Consider the following 25192-nt stretch of genomic DNA (forward strand, 5'->3'; position numbering starts at 1 on the left):
GAAACGGGTGGGGCGAGCGGTTCAGGGCCCTTCGGGCATGGCGGTGGCACCGGTCATCAGCACGCTGACGCCGGGGCCGTCGAGGAAGACGCTGACCGGCGCGCCCACCTGCAGCGTCTGGCGCTCGTGCTGGCGGTGCACCTGCAGCAGGCCGAGCGCGGTGCGCACGCGGTAGTGCGACTGCCGGCCTTCGTAGGCGTGCGATTCGATGCGGCCGGCCAGACCCTGCCCGCTGGCCGGCGCCAGCCGCCAGGCCTCGGGCCGCACCACCACGCGGGTGGCGCCATGGCGCCGGGCGTGGCCGGTGTTCACCGTCAGCGGACCGACCCGCAAGCCGCCCTGGCCGTCGGCCTCGGCGTCGAACACCGCGGCATCGCCCATGAAGCCGGCCACGAACTCGGAGCGCGGGCGCTCGTAGATGTCGCGCGGGCTGCCGACCTGCTGCACCTGGCCGTCGCGCAGCACCACGATGTGGTCGCTGACGGCCATGGCCTCGTTCTGGTCGTGCGTCACGTAGACCACCGTCAGGCCCAGCGACTGCTGCAGGCCGCGGATCTCCTCGCGGATCTGTCGCCGCAGCCCGGCGTCGAGGTTGGACAGCGGCTCGTCGAGCAGCAGCACCTCGGGCGCCAGGGCCAGCGCGCGCGCCAGGGCCACCCGCTGCTGCTGACCGCCCGAGAGCGAGGCCGTGCTGCGGGCGGCCAGCGAGCCCAGGCCGACCTGCTCCAGCGCGGTGTGCACCCGCGGGTCGCGCGCGGCCGCGGCGCTGTCCAGCCCCAGGCCGTAGCCCACATTGCCCTGCACGTCCAGGTGCGGGAACAGCGCGTAGTTCTGAAACACCATGCTGATCGGGCGCTGGTCGGGGCCGGTGCCGGTCATATCGCGCTCGCCGATGAACACCCGGCCCGCGCTGGGCTGTTCCAGCCCGGCCACCAGGCGCAGCAGCGTCGACTTGCCGCAGCCCGAGGGCCCGAGCAGCGTGGTGAGCTGGCGCCGCGCGAACCGCAGCTGCACGCCGCGCAGCGCGCGCGTGCCGTCGGCAAAGGTTTTTTCCAACGCCTCCAGGCGCACTGCGTCAGGCATGCAAGCCCCCTGCCCCGGCCGGCGCCAGGTTCCAGCGCACCACGGCATCGACACCGACCACGCGGTCGTCCTGCACCCGGTTGAACAGCTGCACCTGCGCCTGCATCGACTCGGCGATCTGGCGGCAGATCGACAGCCCCAGGCCGATGCCCGTGCCGCCCGCGGCCGACTGGAAGGGCTCGAACAGCCGGTCCATCACCGCCGCATCGATGCCGCCGCCGTTGTCCCAGATCAGCAGCTCGGCCTGGTCCGGCAGCACCCGCACCACCATGCCCAGGGCCGAGCCGCGCGGCGCGTGGTGGATGGCGTTGGACAGCAGGTTGCGCAGCAGCTCGCCCAGCATCCAGGGATCGGTGGTCAGGCGCACCGGCACCGATTCGAAGGAAAAATCCAGCCGCTTGCGCGCCAGCAGCGGCCCGAACTCCAGGCACACCGCCTGTGCCACGGTGTCCAGGTCCACCTCCTGCCAGTGCGCCTGCGCCACCAGCTGCTCGACCTTGGCCAGCGAGAGCAGCTGCCGCACCAGCTCGCTGGAACGGTCGACGGTCGCGAGCATCTTGGGCAGGGTGTCCTTCACCTCCAGCTGGCCCGACATCGCGCCCTGCAGCTGGGTGCGCAGCACCGCGAACGGCGTGCGCAGCTGGTGCGAGGCATCGGCGAGGAAGCGGCGCTGCTGCTCGGTGGCAGCGCGCTGGTGCGCCAGCACACCGTGCACCGCGTCGGACAGCGGCTGCAGTTCGGCCGGCACCGGGCGCGGGGCGCTGCCGGCCTCGCCCGCATGGAGCTCGTCCTCCAGGAGGCGCAGCGGCGCCAGCGCGCGCCCGGCGCACCAGGCGAACAGCGGCAGCACCGCCACCAGGCGCAACACGCCACCCCACAGCGGCGCGGCCGCCAGCTCGGGAATGAAGGCCTGCAGGAGCAGCTCGACCAGCAGCAGGCACAGCGCCAGGCCCAGCAGCAGCCGCACCGTGATCGACCAGGGCCGCGCGGCGGGTGCGGACGGTGTCGACGCGGGGCCTGTCATGGTCGGTGGGGTGGATGGAACAGACGACGCCATGTGCCGTTCAGACCGCGACCGGCCCTTCCGTCATCGCCTCGTCGATCAGCAGGTAGCCCACACCGCGCAGCGTCACCAGCTGAGCGCCCGAGCCCTGGATGCGCTTGCGCAGCCGGTGCACCAACACCTCGATGGCGTCGGCGCCCACCGGCTCGTCGCCGAACACGGCGTGGTGCAGGTCTTCCTTGCCGACCGCCTGACCCGGCCGGGCCAGCAGCGCCTTGAGCAGGGCCAGCTCGCGGGTCGACACGTCCAGCGGCGTCGCGCCGCGGAACACGGCGCCGGTGGGCTCGTCGACGCGCAGCAGTGCGCAGCGCAGTTCCGGCGCGCCATGGCTGCGGCGCACCAGCGCCTTGAGGCGGGCCGCGAGTTCCTCGATGTCGAAGGGTTTGGTCAGGTAGTCGTCGGCGCCCTCGTTGAGGCCGAGCACGCGGTCCTGCACCGCGCTGCGGGCGGTCACCACCAGCACCGGCACCTGCGAGCCGCCGTCGCGCATCAGGCGCAGCACCTCCATGCCGTCCATGCCCGGCAGGCTCAGGTCGAGCAGCACCACGTCGGGCCGGCGGCGCCGGAACATGGCCAGCGCCTCCACTCCGTCGGCACAGCGCGTGACCTCGAAGCCCCGGCCCTGCAGCACGCGCCCCAGCGCATCGCCCAGGGCCAGATCGTCTTCCACCATCAGCACTTTCATGCCGACGATGATGCCCGGCGGCCCCGCCGGACCGCATAGAGGAAACCTTAGAGAAACACGAAAGCCGGACGAAATCTTCGTCCGGCTTTCAGGCGCCGCTCAAGGCGGCGGAGCGAGGAGCGCTCCTTTCTTCAGCTGCGACGATGCCAGGCCAGCAACCTGGGGGTGACCAGCACCAGCAGCACGATCACCAGCAGCGTGGCCGACATCGGCCGCTCGAAGAACACGGTGAAGCTGCCCTCGCCGATGGACATGGCGTTGCGGAACTGGGCTTCGGCCAGCGGCCCGAGGATCAGGCCCACGATCACCGGCGCGGTCGGGAAGTCGAAGCGGCGCATCGCCACCCCCACCAGTGCCAGGCCGAACATCAGGAACAGGTCGAACGAACTCTGGCGCATACCGTACACGCCCACCGTCGCGAAGATCAGGATGCCGGCGTACAGCGGCGCCTTCGGAATCTTCAGCAGCTTGACCCACAGGCCCACCATCGGCAGGTTCAGCACCAGCAGCATCACGTTGCCGATGTAGAGCGAGGCGATCAGCGCCCAGACCAGGTCGGACGAGGTCTGGAAGAGTTGCGGGCCGGCGTTGATGCCGTAGTTCTGCAGCGCAGACAGCAGGATGGCGGCGGTCACCGAGGTCGGGATGCCGAGCGTGAGCAGCGGCACCAGGGTGGCGGTCACGGCCGAGTTGTTGGCGGCCTCGGGGCCGGCCACACCTTCGATGGCGCCGACCGTGCCGAACTCCTTCTTGTGCTCCGGGTCGGCCAGCTTGCGCTCGGTCGCGTAGCTCAGGAAGGTCGGAATCTCGGAACCGCCCGCGGGGATGGTGCCGAAGGGGAAGCCGATCGCCGTGCCGCGCAGCCAGGCGGGCCAGGAACGGCGCCACTCGGTCCTGGTCATGTGGGCCTTGTTCATCTTGTTCATGCTGGCTTCGCTCTTGCCCTCGTACAGGGCGTTGTAGAGCGCTTCGGTCACCGCGAACAGGCCCACCGCCACCAGCACCACCTCCAGGCCGTCCATCAGCTCGATGACGCCCGCGGTGTAGCGCACCTGGCCGGTGATCTGGTCCATACCGACCAGGCCCATGGCCAGGCCGACGAACAGCGAGGTCAGGCCGCGCAGCGTGCTCTGGCCGAGCACGGCAGAGACCGTGGTGAAGGCCAGCAGCATCAGGCAGAAGTACTCGGGCGGCCCCAGCTTGACGGCGAACTCGGCCAGGATGGGCGCGAACAGCGTGACCAGCACGGTGGCGATGGTGCCCGCGACGAAGGAGCCGATGGCCGAGGTGGCCAGTGCGGCACCGGCGCGGCCGTTCTTGGCCATCTTGAAGCCTTCGAGCGCCGTCACCATGGTGCCGGTCTCACCCGGGGTGTTGAGCAGGATCGAGGTGGTCGAGCCGCCGTACATGGCACCGTAGTAGATGCCGGCGAAGAAGATCATCGAGGCGGTCGGCTCGACCTGACCGGTGATCGGCAGCAGCATGGCCACGGTCACCGCCGGGCCAAGGCCGGGCAGCACGCCGATGGCGGTGCCCAGCGCACAGCCGGCCAGCGCCCACAGCAGGTTGAGGGGGGTGGCTGCGGTGGCAAAGCCGCCCAGCAGCTGGTTCCAGGTATCCATCATGCTTGTGCTCCCGGATCAGATCCAGCCGGTGCCGGTCAGGCCCGGCAGGTTGACGGCGAGGAATTTGGTGAACAGCCAGTAGGTCGGTGCGGCGATCACGATGCCGGTGACCGCGTCGCGCAGCACCTGCATGGCGTTGCCGCCGGACTTGCCTTCGCTGATGCGCAGGCCCCGCACCGCGAGGGCGTAGCACAGCGCACAGCTGAGCACAAAACCGATGGTGGTGATCAGCGCCGCGTTGCCCAGGATGCCGGCCGACACCCAGGCCAGCGCGTGCCAGTCGCCGCGCGGGGCGCCCGAAGGCTCCTCCATGTTGCGGTAGCCGCCGGAGCGCACCTCCAGAATCAGCATCACGCCGCACAGGCCCAGCGCGGCCGCCACCAGCCAGGGCAGGAAGTCGGGGCCCACGCCCGCATAGCCGGCGTCGGACGGGATGTTGGCTGCACCGTAGGCCAGAACGGCAGCCACCACCACGGCGGCGATGCCCATGGCCAGCTGGCCCGGGCGGTGATCGGGACGCGCCTCCTGCGCGGGGGTGGTGTCGGCATTCATGACGTGCTCCACTCGTAAAAAAATGCGGCCGCGGCGCGAACGCCGTGGCCGCTGGATCGGACAGACCGGGCCGTGTGCTTACACCATGCCGGCGCGGACCATGGTGGCGCGCAGGGTGGAGAAGTCCTTGTCGACGAAGGCGTCGAATTCCTTGCCGGTCAGCAGGGCCGGGGTCCAGTTGTTCTTGACCAGGGCTTCCTGCCAGGCCTTGCTCTTGGTGGCCTTGACGATCATCTCGGTCAGCGCGGCGCGCTGCTCGGGGGTGATGCCGGCGGCGCCGTAGACACCGCGCCAGTTGCCGATCTCGACATCGATGCCCTGCTCCTTGAGCGTGGGGATCTTTTCCAGGCCCTTGACGCGCTGGCCGGAGGTGATGGCGATCGCCTTCATCTTGCCGCTCTCGATGTACTGCTGGAACTCGCTGTAGCCGGAGCCACCGACGGTCACGTTGCCACCCAGGATGGCGGCGACGGCCTCACCGCCCCCACGGAAGGGCACGTAGTTGATCTTGGCGGCGGGCACGCCCACGGCCTGGGCGATCTGCGACGCGGCGATGTGCTCGGTGGAGCCACGCGAACCGCCGCCCCACTTGACACTGCCGGGGTCCTTCTTGAGCGCCTCGACCACGTCCTTCATGGTGTTGAGGGGCGAGCTGGCGGGCAGCACGAACACGTTGTATTCGGTGGTCAGGCGGGCGATCGGCGTGACCTGGGTGATCGAGACCGGCGGCTTGCCGGTGATGATGCCGCCCAGCATCACGGCGCCCATCACCATCATGGCGTTCGGGTCGCCCTTGGCGGAGTTGTAGAACTGGGCCAGACCGATGGCGCCGGCGGCACCGCCCTTGTTCTCGTAGGTCACGGAAGACGCCACGCCCGCATCGCGCAGGGCCTCGCCCAGGGCACGGCCGGTGCCATCCCAGCCACCACCCGGGTTGGCAGGGATCATCATCTTGACGTTGGCACCCTGGGCCCAGGCGGCATTGGGCAGGGCACCGGCGGCGGCCAGAGCGGCCAGGGACTTGAGGAAGGTATCGCGACGCATGTTTGTCTCCGTGGGAGGTTGATCGACGGTCGTTATGTTCCTGTCGGCCGCTGTCAATCGGCTGTCGTTGCTGTCAGGAAAAACCCTATGAGGGTGCGGGATCTCCCATCACGGGGAGGACCATAATTGCACCAGCCCTCTTCACCACGCAGGGCCTTTGGCCAGGCGCCCTTCGCTCATGAATGCACATGCCCATCCCGTGTTTGACGCTTGCCTGAAAGAGGCATTGGCCTTGTCGGCCGAGTGGGTGCCCCGCTGGCTGGCGGCGCTCGGCAACGCACTGCTGGAGAAGGAGGCCTCCGCCGTCGGCGCCTCCGAACAGCGCAGCGCCGGCCAGGCGCGCGCCACCCTGGCCGCCTACCAGCAGCGGGTGACCGAGCACTTTCTGTCGGCGCTGTCACAGTCGATAGGCAGCGTCGCCGACGGCGAGGGTGACCTGACCCCCGTCAGCGGCAGGACCCCGCCCCCCCGCCTGGACACGCTCAGCCTGGACGACCTGGAGCTGATGGACCACCAGCAGGTGCAGCACACCGTCGAGCTGGCGCGCATCCAGCAGGTGGTGAAGATGGCGGTGGAAGAAGAGCTGGTGAAGCTCGACGCGCGCCTGAGCACCGCCCGGGGACTCACTGTGGTGAGCAGCAAGGCCAACCCGCTGCACCCCGAGGCCATCATCGGTGCGCTGATCCGCGCGCTGTCCAAGCTGCACATCGACGAGGAGGTGCGGGTGCAGTGGCTGCACATCGGCGCCCTGCCCCTCGGCCAGGAACTGCGGCGTTTCTACCGCCAGCTGGTCGACCTTCTGGACCGCTGGGGCGTGCAGCCCGCGGGCTACAAGGTCGTGCAGACCCCGGTGGGCAAGCCCGCCGACCGAGGCGCCTCCCGCCCCCGCGGGGACAGCCTGCCCGTGGAGGCGCTGAGCGACGGGAACGAGTTGCTCACCCTTGATCACCTGCACCAGCTGCTGGTGGGCAATGTCGCGCGCGGCGCGGCCGATGCCTCCGATCCGGCACAGGCGCAGGAGGCCGACAGCATGGTGCGGTCCCTGGCGGTGGAGGTGGTCGCGCTGATGCTGCGCCGCATCGTCGACGACCCCCGCCTGCTGGCGCCGGTGCGGGACATGATGCTGCGGCTCAAGCCCATGCTGCTGGAGCTGGCGCGCAACGACCCGCGCTTTTTTACCGATCGCAGCAACCCGGCGCGGCGCCTGCTGGATGTGCTCACCGAGCGCGCACTGGCGTTCAAGAGCGAGCGGGACTCGGGGTTCCAGGCCTACATGCAGCAGCTGCGCAAGGTGGTCCAGGACCTGCAGGTGCCGGCCAGCCAGCTGTCGCAGCGCATCAGCGAACTGCTCGCACGTCTGGTGCGCACCGACCCGGTGACACAGGCACCCGCACGGGGCCTGGCCATGCAGACCTTGATGAAGGTGGAGCAGCGCAACCTGCTGGCCGAACGGGTGGCCACGGAAATCCAGGCCAGAAACGACTTTGCCCGGGCACCCGGTGTGGTGCGCCGCTTCCTCACCGGCCCCTGGGCCCAGGTGGTGGCGCAGGCGCGCATCCAGGCGAAGGCCGCGGACAGCCTGAGCCCGGGCGATGCACCGGCGCTGCGCTACATGGACGCCCTGCCCGACCTGCTGTGGTCGAGCCAGCACGAACTGGCCAGCCTCAACCGGCCCCGGCTGATCAAGGTCATTCCTGGCCTGCTGCGCACGCTGCGCGAAGGGCTGGAGTCCATCGACTACCCGCGTGCCCAGGCCGACTCCTTCTTCCAGGCGCTCATGGAGCTGCAGGAACCAGCCTACGCCGCCAGGCGCGACGACGAGGCGGACATGCGCGGACTGGACATGTCCGATACCTGGGTGCATCCGGCGGAAGCACGCGACTCGGGATTCATGGACGACCTGCAGATCGAGAGCCAGCCCGGCTTCCAGGACACCGAGCCGATGGACCCCGAGTGGCTGCGCCAACGACAGACGGAGACCACCGCAAAGCCCCGCCCGCTGACGGTGGGCACCTGGGTGGACCTTCGAGACGGAGGAGAAGACCTGCGTTGCCAGCTCACCTGGGCCAGCCCGCACGGCACCATGTTCCTCTTCAACGCCGCCAACGGGCGCAGCATCTCGCTGACCCTGCGCGGGCTGGAACGACTGCGCGAACTGGGACGCCTGACGGTGGTGGCCGACCACGGTCTGGTCGACGATGCCCTCGACGAGGTGACGCGCCAGGCTTTCCTCAATTCCGGTCGCCGCTGAGCCCGGGCCTTCTGACCGCATGAAACTGCTTCTGGTCGAAGACAACCCCACCATGCAGGCCACCCTGCAGCGCACGCTGGAGCGGCGCGGCATGCAGGTGATCACCTGCGGCGACGGCGACAAGGCCCTGTCGCTGTGGCGCTCCAGCCTGCCCGACGTGGTGCTGCTGGACCTGAGCCTGCCCGGGCGCGACGGCCTGCAGGTGCTGGGCGATGCGCGCGCCGAGGGCCTGAAAACGCCGGTGATCATCCTCACCGCGCGCGGCACCGTGGGCGATCGCATCATCGGCCTGAACACCGGCGCCGACGACTACCTGCCCAAACCCTTCGACCTCGACGAGCTGGAGGCCCGCGTGCGTGCCCTGGTGCGCCGCTCGGCCGACGCCACCGACAGCCCGGGCAACCTGCCCGCGCGCAGCGCCGGCTGGTGCGGCATGCAGATCGACCGCGACAGCGGCGCGGTCTACCACGACGGCGAGCCGCTGGAGCTCGCCCCGCGCGAGCTGGCCCTGCTGCGCGCCGTGCTCTCCCAGCCCGGGCAGGCCATCACCAAGGAACGCCTGTTCGAGCTGGTGTTCCCCGGCGAGGCCCATGTGCAGCCCGAGGCCATCGAGGTGGTGGCCTACCGGCTGCGCAAGAAGATCGGCCACACCGGCGCCCAGCTGGTGACGCTGCGAGGGCTGGGCTATCTGCTGAAGGCGGCTGCCTGAGGACATGGCCTTGAGCGCACCGCTGTCGCTGCGCCGCACGCTGCTGCTGGGCATCCTGCTGCCGCTGTTCGGCTTTGTGGTCATCAACACCGTGGTGCTCTACCGGCAGGCGCTGGCGGGCGCCGACACCGCCTACGACCGCACCTTGCTGGCCACCGCCAAGTCGCTGGGCGAACAGCTGGAGGTGGTCCGCAACGGCGACCAGGCCAGCGTGCGCTCGTCGCTGCTCTATTCGGCGCTGGAGGCCTTCGAGGCCGACAACCGCAGCCGGCTCTTCTACCGCGTCAGCGGGTTTCACGGCGAAATGGTCTCGGGCTTTGAAAACCTGCCGCCGCCCAGAGCCCGCCTGCCCGACCAGAAGATCTACGCCGCCCTGGTGCACTTCTACGACGACGAGTACCAGGGCGCGCCGGTCCGCATGGCGGTGCTGCTGCAGCCGGTGGCGGGCGAGGCCGGCCAGGGCATGGCCACCATCCAGGTGGCCGAGACGCTGGAGCTGCGCCAGACGCTGGCGCGGCAGATCCTGATCGACACCCTGTGGCGCCAGGCGGCGCTGGTGGTCGTGATCGTGCTGGTGGTGGTGATCGTGGTGCAGCGCGCCACGCGCCCGGTGCGCTCCATCAGCCACGCACTGGCCCACCGCAGCGACAACGACCTCTCGCCGCTGCCCACCAACAGTGCCCCGCGCGAGCTGCTGCCGCTGCTGGAGGCGACCAACCAGCACATGCAGCGGCTGTCACAGCTGCTGGACCACCAGAAGCGCTTCGTGCGCGACACCTCGCACCAGCTGCGAACCCCGCTGGCCGTGCTCAAGACCCAGGTGCAGTCGGCCCGGCGCGGCGACGTGCCGCCGCTGCAGGCGCTGGACGAGATCGGGCACACCGTCGACCGCGCCACCGAACTGGCCAACCAGATGCTGGCCCTGGCCAAAGTCGAGCAGCTGCGCCAGGACCGGGACGCCCCCGTGGTCGACTGGGGCGAGGTGGTGCGCGCCGTGGCGCTGGACCTGGCCCCGCTGATCGCCGACCGCGGCCTCGACTTTTCGCTGGACGTGGTCAGTGCCCCGGTGCGTTCGCACGAATGGGCGCTGCGCGAGCTGGGGCGCAACCTGCTGCACAACGCCATCAAGCACTGCCCGCCGGAATCGCGCCTGGCGGTGGGCATGGTCTGCGACGACCGCACCGCCGCACTGTCCATCCGCGACAGCGGGCCGGGCATTTCCGACCACTTGCGCGAGCGGCTGTTCCAGCCCTTCGCCACCGACCACGGCGCGCGCCCCTCGGGCGCCGGATCGGGCCTGGGACTGGCCATCTGCCACGGCATCGTGCAGTCGCTCGGCGGCAGCATCGAAATGGACAACCGCATGGTGCGCGGGCGCATCGATGGGCTGGACGCCACCGTGCGGCTGCCCCTGGTGCACCACGAAACGGAGGCCGCTCATGGCCAATAGCACACCCGAAGGCGGCCGGGTCCGGCTGGACAAATGGCTCTGGGCCGCGCGCTTCTACAAGACCCGCTCGCTCAGCGCCGAAGAGATCGACAAGGGTCGCGTGCGGGTCAACGGTGCGCCCGTGAAGCCGGCGCGCGAGGTGCGCATCGGCGACGTGGTCGAGCTGCGCAGCGGCAGCGTGCAGCGCACCCTGGTGGTCAGGGCGCTCAGCGGTGTGCGCGGCCCGGCCACGGCGGCGGCCCTGTTGTACGAAGAAACCGCCGAGTCGGTGGCGCAGCGCCTGGCCGCGGCCGAGCGGCGGCGCCTGGCACCCGAACCGGCCGAGAGCATCACCCAGGGCCGACCCAGCAAACGCGACCGCCGCGAACTCGACGCCTGGCAGAAGCCACCAGCCGAATGGAACGACCGCTGGAGCGCGTCTCTAGAAAGTGACGACGAGGACTGAATTTCCGCGCTAGCGGCGCCGCAGTCCCAGCCACATCACGGTGGCCACCACCAGCACACCACCCAGCACCTGCACCGGCGCCACCTGCTGCCCGAGCACCGCCCAGGCCAGCAGCAGCGCAAAGATCGGCTCCACATTCATGATCGGCGAGCCGCCCACCACGCCCAGCCTGGGAAGCACGGTGAACATGATGGTGAAGGCGGTGCCGTAGAGCACGGTCAGGCCCAGCAGGCCCCACCAGCCCGCCGGGGCCTGCGGCAGCGACCAGCCACCCTGCCCCGCGACGCCGACCAGCGCCGCCAGCGCCACGATGGCCATGGTGGCCGCCGTGCGCACGCGGCCGTCCAGCCCCACCGTCTCGTGCTGCGTGAACACCAGCGCCAGACCGAACGAGGCCGCGGCCGCCAGCGCGAACGCCACACCGGCCCCGATGCGCCCCCAGTGCGCCGAAGCCCCCAGGCCCGACGCGGCACCCGCCACATCCAGGGCCAGCGCCAGCCCCAGCAGCAGCACCGGCATGGCGCGCAGCAGCGCCGGCTCCACCCGCTCGGCCTTGAGCGTGCGCGCCCACAGCGCCGTCCACAGCGGGTAGGTGTTGAAGGCCAGCAGCGCCAGCGCCACCGGCAGGCGCGCCACCGCCGAATACAGACACAGGCTCTGCACGCTGATCAGCGCGCCGATCTTCAGCAGCGCCCGCTTCTGCCCTGCGGGCAGGTTCAACGGCACCCCCGCCATGCGCACGATCAGCCAGACCACCAGGGCCGTGGCACCACTGCGGAACAGCACCGCGGTGGACACGGAAACCCCGTGATCAAAGGCCAGCCGCGCCGCGACGTGGTTGGCGCCCATCATGAACGCGATGAGCAGCAGGGTGGCAAAAGCGGAACCGGAGAGGGATTTGTGAGATGGAGAAGACATCGGGCGATTGTGCGCGGCCTGCCCAAAAAGCGGGCAACGCTGCCGCAGGCCTTGTGCGGCGCGGACTTGGCGCAGGTGTCCGGGACATATCCACAGGCTTACCCCCTGCGGCTGGGTGCAACTCCAGCGACCCCGCCCAATCCACCTGGTTTGCGCCGAGAACCCTCCCCGGCCTACAATCGACCCCCATGATCATCCATCTGAGCCTCACCATGACCCTCTGCGCTGACGCGCTGGTGGTGGTGTGCGCTCGTCGCGTGCAGGGCCAGGCCACGGCCCCGTGCGGCCACCGCCTTATGGCCGCACATTCCCCCGCCCGGCGATAACCCTCTCACCCTAGAACGCACACTCTTCATCGCCGGGCCCCAATCAGTGCGGGCATTGCCATCCCCTTGAGGGCGCTGGCAATTCGATGGAGTCGTTCTTCATGTATTCCCCCGACTGTGGTGAGCGTGTTCTCACCGAGATGGATCACGCACGTCTGACCGTGCTGCAGGGTGTCTCCGACCACCCCGACCTGTCCTCCCTGTTGTCGCTGGCCGATCTGGTACCGCCGGCGCAAGTCCCCGCCGACGTGATCACCATGCACTCGCGTGCGCTGATCCGCGACCTGGCGGCAGGCGAGCTGCAAGAGCTGACCTTGTGCTACCCCGGCGACGCGGTCGCCGGGAAGGGCTCCACATCCGTCCTCTCGCCAATCGGCGCAGCCTTGCTGGGCCGCCGTGTGGGTGACAGCGTGCACGTTCAACTGCCGGCCGGCAAAGCCCGCGACCTGCGCATCGAGACCGTGCTGTTCCAGCCCGAAGCCGACGCTGCCTGCGCAGCGTAGCCGCGGCCGCCTGATCTTCCGCCTTTCCTGGTGGTGGCTGACCCCACCAGGCCAAACCCTGGACATCTCTTCCATGACTGCTTCCTTGTCTGCGACCTGGGCGCACGTGATCGCGCCACGCGGTGCTTCCGCGGCCACCCCTGCCGTGCCACAGTCGGCGTTCAACGCGTCCCATGCACACGACCCACCCATCCGGCGACGGGTGGTGGTTCTCACCTCGCTGTCCGTCGGTTCGAGCGGCCACCTGCTGCGGGCCGCGCAAGGCGCCGCCGCCATGGGCGCCGAACTGCAGCTGGCCTACCTGCAGCTGGAAGGGGTCGACCCGTGGAGCGATCCGATGGCCCGCCTGTCCCAGCGGGCGCGCTTTCTGCGAAGGCATGTCGCGCTGCCGGTCGAAGTGGTTTCCCAGCCCGTGCACACCAGCGCGGCCCTGTTGCTGGTGTGCCGGGACGCGAGCCTGGTCTGCCTGGTCGATGGCGAGCCCTCGCCATCGAGCATTCAGCGCCTGTCGCCGGTATTGCGGGCGCTGCTCAGCCGCGGCAACCGCCCGGTCTGGTGGGTCCACCGGTCCGACCTGGAGGCATCCACACCTGCGCTGTGCTGCCTCTCCAGCGTCAACGCACCAGAGACCGAATGGACGGCCTGGTCGCCCCTGCTGTGGCACCTGCCCTCGCTGCAGCTGCTGCACGTGCTGCCGGACCTGACCGAGCAAGCCGTCACGGACGACATGGCGGAGTTGCTGTTGCTGGAGCACCAGCTGCGCAAGGCGCGCGTGGGTGCGCTGCAAGCGCTGGAGACCATCACCAGCACCTGGCGTGCTTCGGGGCGCCGGATGTCGCTCCAGGTGCTCCTCGGCGGATTTGAGGAGCAGCTGGTGAATCACATGGCGGCCCACAAGCCCTGGCTGGTCGTCATCGGCAGCCGCTGGCACACGCTGTCTTTCAGGACCACACTGCGGCGGCTGGCACTCATCAGGGACCAGGGGGCGGATGCGGTGATCGTTCCGCGGGAGCGGCGCTCCTGGCGCTCGTGGCTGTACGGCTGGATCCGGGGGGCTGTGGCATGAAGACCGTCGAACTGTCCAAACGCCTGGTCAAGGCCAAGAACCCCTGTGCGAACGGCTTCCGCTGGATGCTGCGGCACCACCCGGACGGCCACGACTACCAGCCGCTGCTCGACGCCCTGGTCGCCGACGGCCGGGTCAACGACGCCTGCTGGCTGCTCGACCAGTTCGGAGCGACGAGCGATGTGCTGCGCCTCGAGACGCTCTCCGCCGAGGTCGTCGTGTTTGCGGGCTCCATCGAGGTGGCGGGCGATATCGATGTCGCGGGCATGGTGCGCGCCGGAGGCGGGGTGCGCGCGGGCGGCTCCATCCGGACGGGGGCGCATCTTGTCGCGGGAACCTCCATCGTCGCCGAGGGCACGATCGATGCGGAGTCGGTGTCGGCCGGTGCCGACGTGCATGCCAACTCGATCGTGGTCACAGCCGGGGTGCGTGCCGGCGGTGGCCTGCGCTGTTCCCAGAGCCTGTTCTGCCACACGGATCTGGACGTGGCGGAGCAGGCCATGGTCGGCGGGATGCTGGTCGCCGGTGGACGGGTGCGCGTGGGCAGGAGCCTGCGTGTGCGGGGCGAACTCCGTTCGGGCCTGGAAGTGCGCGCCGGTGACGGCATCCAGGTCGATGGGGCGATCGAATGTGGCTCGCATCTGGAAGCCGGCTGGGGCATCCGGTCGGGCGGCGACATCGTCGCGGCCGGTGCGATCCGCGTCGGCGAGAGCCTGCTGGCCCAGGGGGACCTGCGGGCGGGCGCAGACTACGGCATCTACGCCGGCCTGGAGGTGCAGCGCGCCAACTGGGACACCAGTGCGCGGGTCAGCGCCGCGGTGGAACCCGAGAACCTGCTGAGCGGACACTGGGTGGGCCGCGGAGGCCTGTGATGAGCCTGGCGGGCACCACTGTGGACGCCACCACCCAGGAGGACTTTCATACGCGGATGGTGCTGCTGGGTGCGGGATTTTTGGGTGCCGGCCAGCGCATGGCGCCCGATCTCGGAAAGAATAGGTCATGTCGCGGCGAGCCCTCTACCTGTCTTCGTCTGTCCTGCTGGCCTTGCTCTTGATCGCCTCGCTGGCGTGGTGGAGTTGGCGCCCGCCCGAGGCATCTTCCATCGTCGCCAGCAAGTCCCCGCTGGTGCGCACCTTGCAGTTTTCCGCCCGTGTGGCCACGTTGTCGCGGGTCGACGTGGGCAGCACCTTGACCGCCCGGGTGCGCGAGGTTCTGGTAAACGAAGGCGCACCGGTGGAGGTCGGCGATGTCCTCGTCCGGCTGGAGAGTGAGGAGCTGAAAGCCGCCCTGGCCCAGGCCGAGGCCAACGAACGGCAGGCGCAGGCTCGGCTGAGCGGGCTGCGCAGCACCGGTCGACTGGCGGTGCAGGCCAGCGTGACGCAGGCGGAATCCGTGCTGGTGGCCGCCCGCGCCGAACTGCAGCGCACGCAGGACCTGGTGAGCCGGGGCTTCCTGAGCCAATCCCGCCTGGACGAAGCCCGCCGCGCGGTGGACGTGGCGCAGGCACAGGTGTCCGCCGCCCGCGCACAACGCGATGCCAACGCCGACAGCGGCACCGATGTGGCGCAGGCACAGGCGCAACTGGCGCTCGCGTCCGCGGCCCGGCGGTCGGCGCAGGTGCGCCTGAAAGAGACCGACATCGCCGCACCCGCGAAGGGCAAAGTCCTCTCGCGCTCGGTCGAACCGGGGCAGATCGTCCAGCCGGGCCGCGCCCTGTTGACGCTGGCGTTGTCCGGTCCCCTGCAACTGGTGGCGCAAGTGGACGAGCGGTACCTGGAACAGCTCGCCCCCGGCCAGCCGGCCCAGGTGCTGGCCGACGCCTATCCCGCACAGGCCTTTCAGGCCCGGGTGCTGTCGATCGCCCCGGTGGTCGACTCGCAACGCGGGGCCATCGAGGTCAAATTTTCCCTGCCGGCAGCGGCCCCCGACTTTCTGCGCGAGGACATGACCGTGTCCATCGAGGTCGAAACCGCGCGTCGCGAACAGGCGCTGGTGGTGCCCGTGAGCGCCCTGCGGAGCGAGGCGAACGCCGAACCGACCGTGTGGGTGGAACGCGATGGACGCGTGGAGGAACGCCGGGTGCGGCTGGGCTTGCGCACCCTGGCATGGGCCGAGGTGCTCGAGGGCCTGAACGAAGGTGACGCGGTGCTGTTCGGACCGGCCCCCGGCCCGGGTGCCCGGGTGCGTGCCGTGGCCGGTGCGCCGGTGGCTTCCGCGCAGGCGCCGGCCCGGGAGGACGCGGGCGCGGTGATGACCAATGCCGTGGGGCGCTGAGGCCACTGCATGCTGCTCGGATTTGAAAGCCTGGTCGCCATCCGCTTCCTGCGCGAAGGAAGAATGCAGTCCCTGCTCATCATCGTGGGCGTGGCCGCGGGTGTGGCGGTGGTGGCCTACATCTCGGCCCTGATCACCGGCCTGCAGCGCAACACGATCGAGAAGACGCTGGGCGCACAGGCCCATGTCACGGTGAGCCCGCTGGATGAGCGGGTGCTGGTGGCAGCCACGCCGCCCGGTGCAGGCGCCAGCAAGCTGGAGCAGACCCAGGCCCGCGCGCAACGCCCGCGTTCCATCGACAACTGGCGACTCCTGCTGGCCGAACTGGAGGCCATGCCGCAGGTCGCCGCGGTGTCGCCCATGGTGTCGGCGGCGGGCCTTGCCGTGCGCGGAGAGGCCTCCCGGGCGATCGCGCTGATGGGTGTCGAACTCGAGCGGTACGACCGCATCGTGAAGCTGCGGTCCAAGGTCGTGGCCGGGACCGCGCGGCTCGAGCCGGGAGAAGGCCTCATCGGGCTCGAACTGGCCCAGGACCTGGGCGTGCAGGTGGGCGACCGGATCGGCATCGTGGCCAACGGCGTCGAGGATGCCCTGCGGATCACCGCGCTGGTGGACCTCGGGGTGAAAGACCTCAACCGGCGCACCGTGATCGTGCCCTTGCGCACGGCGCAGAGCCTGGTGGGCCTGCCCGGCAGCGCCACCGGCCTGGATCTTGCGCTGCACGACATCTGGGCGGCCCAGGACCTGGCGGGCGGGTTGTCCGCGCGCTGGCCCTACAAGGCCGAGAGCTGGCAGCAGGCGAACGCGCAACTGGTGTCGGCGCTGAACGCGCAGTCGGTCAGCACGTCGGTCATTCGCGGCGTCGTGATGATCGTGGTGGTGCTGGGCATCGCCAGCGTGCTGGTCGTGTCGGTCGTGCAGAAGCAGCGGGAGATCGGCATCCTGCGCGCCATGGGCGCCACCAGGGGGCAGGTGCTGCGCGTCTTCCTGCTGCAAGGCCTCGTCGTGGGCGCCCTGGGATCGGCGCTGGGCGTGTTGCTGGCGGTGGCCCTGATCTGGCTCTTCACCCATTTCGTTCGCGGATCGGACGGTCTGCCGCTGTTCAACATCACGCTGGATGCCGGACTGGCGCTGCGCATCGCGGCCCTGGCCACCGTGTGTGGCCTGCTCGCCTCTGTCGCCCCCGCGCGCCGCGCCTCCCGGCTGGACCCGGCACAGGCCATCCGGCTATGAGCGCACCGCCCGCCGCCCACCGTTCGCCTGCACTGCTGGAACTCACAGCGGTCTGCAAGCGCTACAACGTGGGCCAGCCCAACGAGGCCGAGGTGCTGCACGGGGTGTCGTTCAACATCGCCCCAGGTGAGCTGGTCGCCCTCATCGGCCCCTCCGGATCGGGCAAGAGCACCCTGCTGAACATCCTGGGCCTGCTTGAGCGCATGACCTCGGGCAGCTACCGGATCGAAGGCCAGGAGATGGTGGACATCGACGACGAGGCACTGACGCTGCAACGCCGCACCAAGCTGGGCTTCGTGTTCCAGTTCCACCACCTGCTGCCGGCGTTCACCGCGCTGGAGAACGTGACCTTGCCGGCCCTGATGCGGGAGGGACGGGTCACGTCCCGGCAGCTGGAGCGCGCACGCGCCATGCTGGATGCCGTCGGCCTGGGCCACGCCATGGACAAACGCCCTGGCGAGCTGTCCGGCGGCATGCAGCAACGCGTGGCCATCGCACGCGCCATGGTTCTGGAGCCCCCGATGGTGCTGGCCGACGAGCCCACGGGCAACCTGGACACTGCCTCATCCGACGAAGTGTTCGCCCTGATGCGCCGCATGCACGCGGAACGGAACACCTCGTTCCTGGTGGTCACCCACGACCCACGCCTGGCCGCGCGCTGCGATCGGGTACTGGAACTGGTGGACGGCCGGCTGGTGAGGGACCAGGTGTCTGGCGCTGCAGGCGGGTCGTCGGCTGGCTAGCACGCCAGGAGCGCCACCCTGCTGCTGCCGGGCATCGACACCGTGCACGACCTCAAGGCCGCGTACCAGGCCGGCGCGCGCATCGTGCGCGTGGCCACGCACTGCACCGAGGCCGACATCAGCAAGCAGCACATCGAGTACGCGCGCGGGCTGGGCATGGAGGCCGTGGGCTTCCTGATGATGAGCCACATGACCACGCCGCAGCACCTGGCCCAGCAGGCCAGGCTGATGGAGAGCTACGGTGCGACCTGCTGCTACGTGGTGGACTCCGGCGGCGCGCTGAACATGAACGACGTGCGAGACCGCTTCCGCGCCTTCAAGGACGTGCTCAAACCGGAAACCCAGACCGGCATGCACGCGCACCACAACCTCGGCCTGGGGGTGGCCAACTCCATCGTGGCGGTGGAAGAAGGTTGCGACCGTGTGGATGCGAGCCTGGCGGGCATGGGCGCCGGGGCGGGCAACGCGCCGCTGGAGGTGTTCATCGCGGCGGCCGAGCGCATGGGCTGGCAGCACGGTACGGACCTGTACAAGCTGATGGACGCGGCCGACGACATCGTGCGACCGCTGCAGGACCGGCCGGTGCGGGTGGACCGCGAGACGCTGGCGCTGGGCTACGCCGGGGTGTACAGCAGCTTCCTGCGCCACTCGGAGGCGGCGGCCAAGAAGTACGGACTGAAGACGGTGGACATCCTGGTCGAGCTGGGCAAACGGCGCATGGTCGGTGGCCAGGAGGACATGATCGTCGACGTCGCGCTGGATCTTCTGGACCGGTGAGCCGGCCGGCCTCTTGCGAGGCCAGGTCAGGCGCCCCGCCTCAACCGGGGAGGCGTGGACGCGCCGTGCCGAATCGGCCGAGCCCCACCTCTGTCAGACCTTCCCCACGGCGCAACAGGAACAGCACATCCAGCCCCATGCGCTGAGCCATGACCGGGCCTTCATCGGGTCCAGCCACCAGCAAGGCCGTGGCCCAGGCGTCTGCGAGCATGCAGGTGCGCGCCAGCACGGTGACCGAGGCCACGGTGTTGTTCACGGGCGCACAGCGGCGCGCGTCCATGGTGTGCGCAATGCGCGCATTTCCCACGTCCACGTAGTGCCGGTAGTCGCCCGAGGTGGCCACGGCCAGGTCCTCCAGTTCGAGAACCCCGTGCACCGCGCGGCGCCCGGCCTCGGGGCGTTCGATCGCCACGGCCCAGGGCGCGCCGCTCGCCTGGCCGCCGATGGCCCGCAACTCGCCATCCAGCGCGGCCAGCGCATGCCGAACGCCGTGCTGTTGCAGCACATGGGCCATGCGGTCCACCGCATAGCCCTTCGCAATGCCGCACAGGTCGATCTGCAAGGGCACCTGTTTGCGTGCGCGGCCACCGGGCCTGTCCAGCTCCAGATTGGCGTTCATGGCCTGCGGCATGGACTGGCGTGCGGCGCGAATCGCTTGCGCGTCGGGCGCATCGCGCGCGGCGCCAAATCCCCAGGCATCGACCAGCGCGCCCACGCACGGATCGAAGGCCCCCGCACTCAGGCGCCGGACTTCGAATGCGCAGTCGAGCACTTCCAGTATTTCAGGGGACAGGTCCACCCAGTCGCCCACGGGCGCATGGTTCAGGCGCATGAGGTCGCTGTCCGGTTTCCAGGGCGACATCTGCCCGTCGACCTGCTCTGCCGCAGCGGCGAGATCCTGGCGCAAGGCCGGCACGTCCACCGAGCGGTCGGCATCGACGCTGGCCGACCAGCGGGTGCCCATGGTCGGGCCGTGCAGGGTGGTGCGCGTGAAGGACGCGGCGGACTCAGAAGATGTCTTCGGCATACCGCTCCCTGGCCCTCAGCGACGACACACTCAGCTGCAGCGGCGCCAGCACGTCGTCCAGCGCCTCGGTCACGCCTTGTGCCATGGCGCGGCTGCCGCACACACGCACGATGGCGCCTTGCGCCACCAGGCCGCGCACGCGCTCGGCATCTCGGCGCAGGGCGTCTTGGACATAGCCGCCGCCGCCAGGTACGCGCGAGAAAACCGTCTGCAGGCTCGCCAGGCGCCCCTCCGCGAGCCAGCGCTGAAGTTCGGAGCCAAAGTAGAAATCGCGGGCCGGATCGCGTCCACCGAAGTAGAGGTGCATCGGGCGCTGCGAGTCGTTGCGGCGGATGAATCCGGCCAGGGGCGCCACGCCGGTGCCCGCCCCGATCAGCAGCACGGGCCGCCGCGCCCGCGGCAGCGCAAAGCCAGGGTTGGGCCGGATGAACGCACGGATGCGCTCCCCCTGCTGCAGCCCCAGCAGGTGCGTGGAACACAGGCCGCCGGGCATCTGGCGCACGCAGATCTCCAGAAACCCGTCTTCCTGGCCCGACGCCAGCGAGTAGTAGCGCGGCACGCTCGAACCCGGCGGCACGATGCCCACGAGATCGCCTGCGGCAAACCGGCCCAGCCCGTGTCCCCGCAGGCGCGCGCCCAGGCCCTGCTCGGGCCACGAAAAACGCAGGATCGCCGTGCCGGCCTCGGAAGCGTTGGGATAGTCCTGCCGCGACAGGAGCGTGAGTTCGATGGTGGGTGGCAGGCGGGGCACGTGCTCCAGCACCAGCGGCTGGCCCAGCGCCTGTGCCAGATCCACGCCCCAGCGCGCAAACTGCTGGCCCGATTGCTGGTGGATGCACTCCAGCGGCAGCAACGCCGGCCACCCCTGCGCGCGCAGGGTCTGGTCCAGCGCCTTGGCAAAGGCACAGAAGGCGGGGAACTGACGGTCGCCAAAGCCCAGCACCGTCACCGGCACGGCACCGGCCTTGAGCCTGGCGATCTGCGCCAGCGCCTGACTGGCGTGGGCGGGCGCCTGGCCTTCGCCATAGGTTGCGGCCAGCACAAACACCTGCCGCGTCGCCGGCGTGGTTCGAAAGTTCTCCAGCGCGCTGGTGTGAACCCGGTGGCCGGCCTGGACAAGAGCGTCCTGGAGCGTCTGGGCAAACCCCCAGGTGCTGCCACCTTCGCTGGCCACGAAGATGAGCACGTCTGCCTGTGCCACCGGGGTGTTGCCCGTGATGCGTGGTGCCTGCTCACGCGCCTGCCACCAGATGACCACCCCCGACACCCAGAACACCAGCACGCTGGCGCCGACAAGCCCGAGCACCACGGCCCAGAGCCAGGCGGCCTCCCCCGTGTGCAGCACCACGGCCAGGTCGTACACGCGCTGCGCAAGGGTGGCGTCCTGCCAGGCCAGCATCTGGCCCGAGTACCGGTCGATCCAGCCCTGGCCCTGGGCGGTGGCGACCTTCCAGGTGTCCTCAGGGTCGGTGGCGCCGGGAAAGGTCAGCGTGCGCAGGTCGTTCACCGCCAGGCTTTGCAGCGCGGCCAGCTGTGCGCCGGGCAGGTCGGGCTTGCCGGTGGCCACCGAAAGCACCTCGGGCTCGGCCCGGGTGTCCAGTTCCACGAGGCCCAGGGTCGATGCGCTCATGGTCAGCGCAGTGAGCGATGTCAGGCACAGGACAACGAGCACCACACGGCCCGCGACCACGTGAATGCGCTGCGCCAGCGTGCCACGCACCCGCGCGCCCAGGCGCCGCCAGCCGCCCATGCGCCGCAGCAGCAGCACCAGGGCAGAGACACACAGCACACCCATGGCCAGCGCAGTGGCCGCTGCGCCCCAGCGCCCGGCGTCGCCCAGCAACAGCGAGCGGTGCAGGTTCTTCACCCAGCGCGGCAGCGCCGACCGTTGCCACGCCCCCAGCACCTGGCCATCGGCGGGGTCGACATAGGACGCCTGCGGCTGATCGCCGTCGAAGCTGAACACCACGATGGCCCCCGAAGGCAGGCGGCGGATTTCTTCCGCGCTGGGCACGCTGCTCGCCACGCGCTCCACCAGCGTGGCCACTGGCAGCGCACCCGGGGCGGCGGGCGCCTGCCAGGCCTGCTGCACCGGGTCGATCGCCAGGATGGCGCCGGTGATGCCCAGCACCACGGCCAGGGTGCCAAGGGTCAGACCCAGCCAGCGGTGGATGGCTTTCCAGCTCATGCGGGCCCGATCACTTGAGCTGGAAGGTCACGGACTGGATGTACTGCTTGCCGGCCTGCGGCTTGCCCGCGTTGGCAGTGGACAGCGGGATCCGGACTTCCGACGGGCTGTCCCGCATGTCTTCCACCGCGGCGTCGATGCGGATTTCGTAGCCGGCGTCGATCAGTGCATCCGCCAGATCGGCGGTCACATTGAGCGTGCGCCCGGCCCCCACGCTGGCGCCGGTCACGCCATTCAGGCGCTTGGCATCCCCGGCCGAGAGACGGCTCCAGTCCGACAGGTGCTTGTGGTACTTGGCCTTGCCACCGGCCACCCACAGCGTGCGCACATAGGTGCCCTTGGCATCGGTGAGATAGGCCGCCAGGTAGGCACCGTCGCCGCCGTAGTTCTTGAGCTGGGCCGCCAGCGTGAGCTGACGGCTGTGCGCCAGGGAAGGAAGGGCCAGCGCGCAGGCGGTGGCCAGAATGGACATGAGAGGTTTGGACATGGTGAGGCTCCTGTAGAGATGGCTGGCTTACTGGGTCTGACCGCTCGGCGCGGTGCCGTTGGCTGGCGAAAGCGATGGGTCCGCGGCACGCTCCGGTGGCGGCGGACGGTCCACGCGTCCTTCGTCACCGCGGCCTCGCGCCCCGTCCCGGTCACGCCGGTGGGTGTCCTGCTTCATCTTCAGCACCTTCAAGGTTTCCGGGTCGATCTTGGCCTTGAAGCTGCGCCCCTGGGCATCGGTGCCACGAATCTCGTAACAACCGTCGTCGATCTTCAGCCTCTGGATCTGCCAACCCTGTGCCGCGGCCATCTGCCGCACGGCCTCACGCGTTTGCCAGCGGTTCAGCGGCGCGTCGCAATCGTCACCGGCCCAGCTGGTCAGGGTGGCCAGCCCCAGGGACACGGCCAGCACGCCATGGCGCAAAGCGAGGTGGTACTTCATGGGACGCTCCTGAAAAGGGATCGGTCAGCCTGCGTTCACCGCATCTGCTGTGGATGCATGGCATTGTTGTACCACCCCCCTGAAGCGGCGCTGAATGGCCCGTTCAGGATGCGTTCAGCGACCACCACAAGGGGGCGGGCCCGGGTGGCGTCAGACGGGAGCCCGGTCCGGATGCGAACCAGCGAACACGAGGCAGAAGGTCGTGCGGCCATGGCTGGAACGGGCCGTCACGGCACCGCCATGAGCCGCCATGATGGCCTGGGTGATCGACAGGCCCAGGCCGGCGCCGTCGGACTCCGGGTGGCTGCGCGATTTGTCCACCCGGAAGAAGCGGTCGAACAGCCGCGGCAGCACTTCGGGAGAGATGGTGACCCCCGTGTTGGTGAGGCACAGCGTGGTGTTCGCACCCTGCTGCTCGATCGCCACCGCCACCTCGGCATCGGCCGGTGAATGCCGCAGCGCATTGGACAGCAGGTTGCCGATCGCACGCCGCACCATCAGCCGGTCACCCATCACCACCGCATGGCCGGTGAGCGACAGCCGGATGCACTTTTCATCGGCCACCGCGTCATAGAACTCGAACAGCGCCTGCGTTTCCTGGTCCAGCGATATCGCCTCCCGGTTGGGCAGCTCGATGCCGTGTTCCGTCTTGGCCAGAAACAGCATGTCGGAGACCATGCGGGCCAGCCGCTGGAACTCTTCGGCGTTGGAGGCGAGGATGTCCTGGTAGGCGCTCGCGTCCCTTTTCTGGGCCAGCGACACCTGGGTCTGGGTCAGCAGGTTGTTGATGGGGGTGCGCAGTTCGTGCGCCAGGTCGCTGGAGAACTCCTGCAGCCGCGCGAAGTCGGCCTGCAGGCGCTCCAGCATGGTGTTCAGGCTCTGGGCCAGGTCGGCGAACTCCGCCGGCACCGCGTCCACCGGCATGCGCTGGTCCAGCTTCTGGGCCGTGACCGTCATGGCGCGTTCCTTCATGACCCGCAGGGGCGCCAGGCCCCGGCGGGCCGCCCACCAGCCCAGCAGGCCACTGACCAGGATGGCGCCCAGCAGGTACACCGCCAGTGTCTGGCGCAAGCCCTGCAGAAAGTGCGCGTGGTGGGCCGTGTCCAGGGCGATGCGCAGCTGCAGCGCCGTGTGCGGGGCGTCGACCTCGGACGACAATCCTCTCAGCGTTCGAGCGCCCTCGGACCAGTCGACGGGATCGGCGCCGGAGCTTGCGGTGGGCAGGCTGGCAGGAAAGCCGGGGGCCGTCTGGCCGTACACCAGCCGGTCGCCTTGCCGAAGCTCGATGAAGAGGCCGTGGTGGCTGCCCAGCAGTTCGTCCAGCCGGGTGGACAAAACCACCTGGGAAGGGGACTCCCGGACGATCTTCTGGACCAGACCGATCTTGTCCTTCAGGTAGTCGTGGTCCAGTTCAACGAAGTGCCGCTCGGTGGCCAGCGACACCAGCACGCCCATGCCCAACAGCACCGCGGCCGACACCAGCGTGTAGAACGCGGTCAGCCGCGCGGTGAGCGAGAGCCGTCCCGGCATCAGCGCGCGCCCTCGGGCGCTTCCAGCACGTACCCCATGCCCCGGACGGTCTGGATCAGCCGTGGCTCGAAGGGGTCGTCCACCTTGGCCCGCAGGCGGCGCATGGCGACCTCGATCACATTGGTGTCGCTGTCGAAGTTCATGTCCCACACCTGGGACGCAATCAGGGAGCGCGGCAGCACCTCACCCTGCCGGCGCATCAGCAGCTCCAGCAGGCCGAATTCCTTGGCCGTCAGGTCGATGCGCTTGCCGGACCGGCTCACGCGCCGGCGCAGCAGGTCCAGTTCCAGGTCGGCCACCTGCAGGGTGGTGGCCTCCATGCCGGAGCGGCCCCGCCGCAGGATGGTGCGCACCCGCGCCAGCAGCTCGGCGAACGAAAACGGTTTGACCAGGTAGTCGTCGGCCCCCAGTTCCAGTCCCTTGACGCGGTCCTCGACCTGGTCCCGGGCCGTGAGGAAGAGCACCGGCATCTGGCGCCCCTGGGCGCGCAGGCTGCGCAGCACCTGCCACCCGTCCATGCCGGGCAGCATGACGTCCAGGATCAACAGGTCGTGGTCGCCTTGCAGACCGTGGTGCAGGCCGTCCACGCCGTTGGTGACGAGGTCCACCGCATAGCCCGCCTCGCGCAGGCCTTGCCGGAGGTAGTCACCGGCTTTGGGCTCGTCTTCAACGATCAGAATTTTCACGTGTGTTCTCCTGGCCGCCAGTGTGCCTGCGCCACGTGCGCCCTGGCCTAAGATGACCGTTTTGTAATCCACCCGACAGGAAAGTG

The 25192-nt window shown here is 69.7% G+C and carries 23 protein-coding genes and 1 pseudogene; 11 read left to right on the forward strand and 13 right to left on the reverse strand.

Features of this window, described 5'->3' with window-relative positions; all coding sequences use genetic code 11:
- Nucleotides 1-21 precede the first annotated feature (21 nt).
- The 6 genes from HPF_RS15270 to HPF_RS15295 form a co-directional block, all read right to left on the reverse strand.
- Entirely contained in the window at nt 22-1083 is a 1062-nt protein-coding gene (locus tag HPF_RS15270) for an ABC transporter ATP-binding protein (RefSeq protein WP_165961715.1), read from the reverse strand.
- Nucleotides 1076-2107, reverse strand: coding sequence for a sensor histidine kinase (locus tag HPF_RS15275; protein ID WP_165961716.1), 1032 nt, complete (start codon nt 2105-2107; stop codon nt 1076-1078). Before HPF_RS15275 ends, HPF_RS15270 begins: the two co-directional genes overlap by 8 nt.
- Nucleotides 2108-2147: 40 nt before the next feature.
- A complete protein-coding gene (locus tag HPF_RS15280) occupies nt 2148-2831 on the reverse strand; it encodes a response regulator transcription factor (RefSeq protein WP_079365615.1) in 684 nt (227 codons plus the stop codon).
- 131 nt (nt 2832-2962) lie between these two features.
- On the reverse strand, nt 2963-4453 hold the full coding sequence (locus HPF_RS15285; protein ID WP_133158127.1) for a tripartite tricarboxylate transporter permease: 1491 nt from the start codon (nt 4451-4453) through the stop codon (nt 2963-2965).
- An 18-nt stretch (nt 4454-4471) separates the two neighbouring features.
- Nucleotides 4472-5008 (reverse strand): tripartite tricarboxylate transporter TctB family protein, encoded by a 537-nt coding sequence (locus HPF_RS15290; RefSeq protein ID WP_066151606.1) that lies wholly within the window; start codon nt 5006-5008, stop codon nt 4472-4474.
- Between the two features lie 78 nt (nt 5009-5086).
- Entirely contained in the window at nt 5087-6052 is a 966-nt protein-coding gene (locus HPF_RS15295; protein ID WP_066151607.1) for a Bug family tripartite tricarboxylate transporter substrate binding protein, read from the reverse strand.
- Nucleotides 6053-6230: 178 nt separating this feature from the next.
- Here HPF_RS15295 and HPF_RS15300 point away from each other — a divergent pair, with 178 nt between their 5' ends.
- The 4 genes from HPF_RS15300 to HPF_RS15315 are packed head-to-tail and all read left to right on the forward strand — an operon-like array spanning nt 6231 to nt 10907.
- Nucleotides 6231-8303 (forward strand): DUF1631 family protein, encoded by a 2073-nt coding sequence (locus HPF_RS15300; protein WP_084397030.1) that lies wholly within the window; start codon nt 6231-6233, stop codon nt 8301-8303.
- Between the two features lie 19 nt (nt 8304-8322).
- The gene (locus HPF_RS15305; RefSeq protein ID WP_079365613.1) at nt 8323-9012 is read left to right on the forward strand and encodes a response regulator transcription factor; all 690 of its coding nucleotides are present in this window, start codon (nt 8323-8325) and stop codon (nt 9010-9012) included.
- A 4-nt stretch (nt 9013-9016) separates the two neighbouring features.
- Nucleotides 9017-10462, forward strand: a complete 1446-nt coding sequence (locus tag HPF_RS15310; protein WP_207959169.1) for a sensor histidine kinase — start codon at nt 9017-9019, stop codon at nt 10460-10462.
- A complete protein-coding gene (locus HPF_RS15315; RefSeq protein ID WP_133157073.1) occupies nt 10452-10907 on the forward strand; it encodes an RNA-binding S4 domain-containing protein in 456 nt (151 codons plus the stop codon). The genes HPF_RS15310 and HPF_RS15315 overlap by 11 nt, the downstream gene beginning before the upstream one ends.
- 9 nt (nt 10908-10916) lie before the next feature.
- Here HPF_RS15315 and HPF_RS15320 read toward each other — a convergent pair whose 3' ends face one another.
- On the reverse strand, nt 10917-11825 hold the full coding sequence (locus HPF_RS15320) for a DMT family transporter (protein WP_133157074.1): 909 nt from the start codon (nt 11823-11825) through the stop codon (nt 10917-10919).
- A gap of 427 nt (nt 11826-12252) precedes the next feature.
- Between HPF_RS15320 and HPF_RS15325 the strand changes: the two genes are divergently transcribed.
- The 7 genes and pseudogenes from HPF_RS15325 to dmpG all read left to right on the forward strand — a co-directional run.
- Nucleotides 12253-12654 carry a GreA/GreB family elongation factor gene (locus HPF_RS15325; protein ID WP_079365883.1) on the forward strand — a complete coding sequence of 134 codons (402 nt, stop codon included), beginning with the start codon at nt 12253-12255 and terminating at the stop codon, nt 12652-12654.
- Between the two features lie 73 nt (nt 12655-12727).
- Nucleotides 12728-13720, forward strand: coding sequence for a hypothetical protein (locus HPF_RS15330; protein WP_133157075.1), 993 nt, complete (start codon nt 12728-12730; stop codon nt 13718-13720).
- Nucleotides 13717-14592, forward strand: coding sequence for a hypothetical protein (locus HPF_RS15335; RefSeq protein ID WP_133157076.1), 876 nt, complete (start codon nt 13717-13719; stop codon nt 14590-14592). The genes HPF_RS15330 and HPF_RS15335 overlap by 4 nt, the downstream gene beginning before the upstream one ends.
- A gap of 127 nt (nt 14593-14719) precedes the next feature.
- Entirely contained in the window at nt 14720-15994 is a 1275-nt protein-coding gene (locus HPF_RS15340) for an efflux RND transporter periplasmic adaptor subunit (protein ID WP_066151622.1), read from the forward strand.
- A 9-nt stretch (nt 15995-16003) separates the two neighbouring features.
- Nucleotides 16004-17227: an ABC transporter permease gene (locus tag HPF_RS15345; protein WP_133157077.1), complete on the forward strand. Its 1224-nt coding sequence runs from the start codon at nt 16004-16006 to the stop codon at nt 17225-17227.
- Nucleotides 17224-17970, forward strand: a complete 747-nt coding sequence (locus HPF_RS15350) for an ABC transporter ATP-binding protein (RefSeq protein WP_133157078.1) — start codon at nt 17224-17226, stop codon at nt 17968-17970. Before HPF_RS15345 ends, HPF_RS15350 begins: the two co-directional genes overlap by 4 nt.
- A pseudogene (gene dmpG, locus HPF_RS15355) lies at nt 17971-18747 on the forward strand (4-hydroxy-2-oxovalerate aldolase); the annotation flags it as partial.
- A gap of 40 nt (nt 18748-18787) precedes the next feature.
- On the opposite strand, the gene HPF_RS15360 reads toward dmpG, so the two are convergent.
- The 6 genes from HPF_RS15360 to HPF_RS15385 all read right to left on the reverse strand — a co-directional run bounded on the left by HPF_RS15360 (nt 18788) and on the right by HPF_RS15385 (nt 25106).
- Nucleotides 18788-19774, reverse strand: coding sequence for an FAD:protein FMN transferase (locus HPF_RS15360; RefSeq protein ID WP_133157079.1), 987 nt, complete (start codon nt 19772-19774; stop codon nt 18788-18790).
- Entirely contained in the window at nt 19755-21962 is a 2208-nt protein-coding gene (locus HPF_RS15365) for a PepSY domain-containing protein (protein ID WP_133157080.1), read from the reverse strand. The genes HPF_RS15360 and HPF_RS15365 overlap by 20 nt, the downstream gene beginning before the upstream one ends.
- Nucleotides 21963-21972: 10 nt before the next feature.
- Nucleotides 21973-22449 carry a DUF2271 domain-containing protein gene (locus HPF_RS15370; protein ID WP_066151703.1) on the reverse strand — a complete coding sequence of 159 codons (477 nt, stop codon included), beginning with the start codon at nt 22447-22449 and terminating at the stop codon, nt 21973-21975.
- Between the two features lie 27 nt (nt 22450-22476).
- Entirely contained in the window at nt 22477-22890 is a 414-nt protein-coding gene (locus HPF_RS15375; RefSeq protein ID WP_127806202.1) for a PepSY domain-containing protein, read from the reverse strand.
- Nucleotides 22891-23040: 150 nt separating this feature from the next.
- The gene (locus tag HPF_RS15380) at nt 23041-24420 is read right to left on the reverse strand and encodes a heavy metal sensor histidine kinase (protein WP_079365602.1); all 1380 of its coding nucleotides are present in this window, start codon (nt 24418-24420) and stop codon (nt 23041-23043) included.
- Nucleotides 24420-25106, reverse strand: coding sequence for a heavy metal response regulator transcription factor (locus tag HPF_RS15385; RefSeq protein ID WP_066151709.1), 687 nt, complete (start codon nt 25104-25106; stop codon nt 24420-24422). Before HPF_RS15385 ends, HPF_RS15380 begins: the two co-directional genes overlap by 1 nt.
- Nucleotides 25107-25192: the final 86 nt, after the last annotated feature.

Origin of the sequence: Hydrogenophaga pseudoflava (assembly GCF_004353865.1) — a bacterium.
Taxonomy (GTDB): Bacteria; Pseudomonadota; Gammaproteobacteria; order Burkholderiales; family Burkholderiaceae_C; genus Hydrogenophaga; species Hydrogenophaga pseudoflava.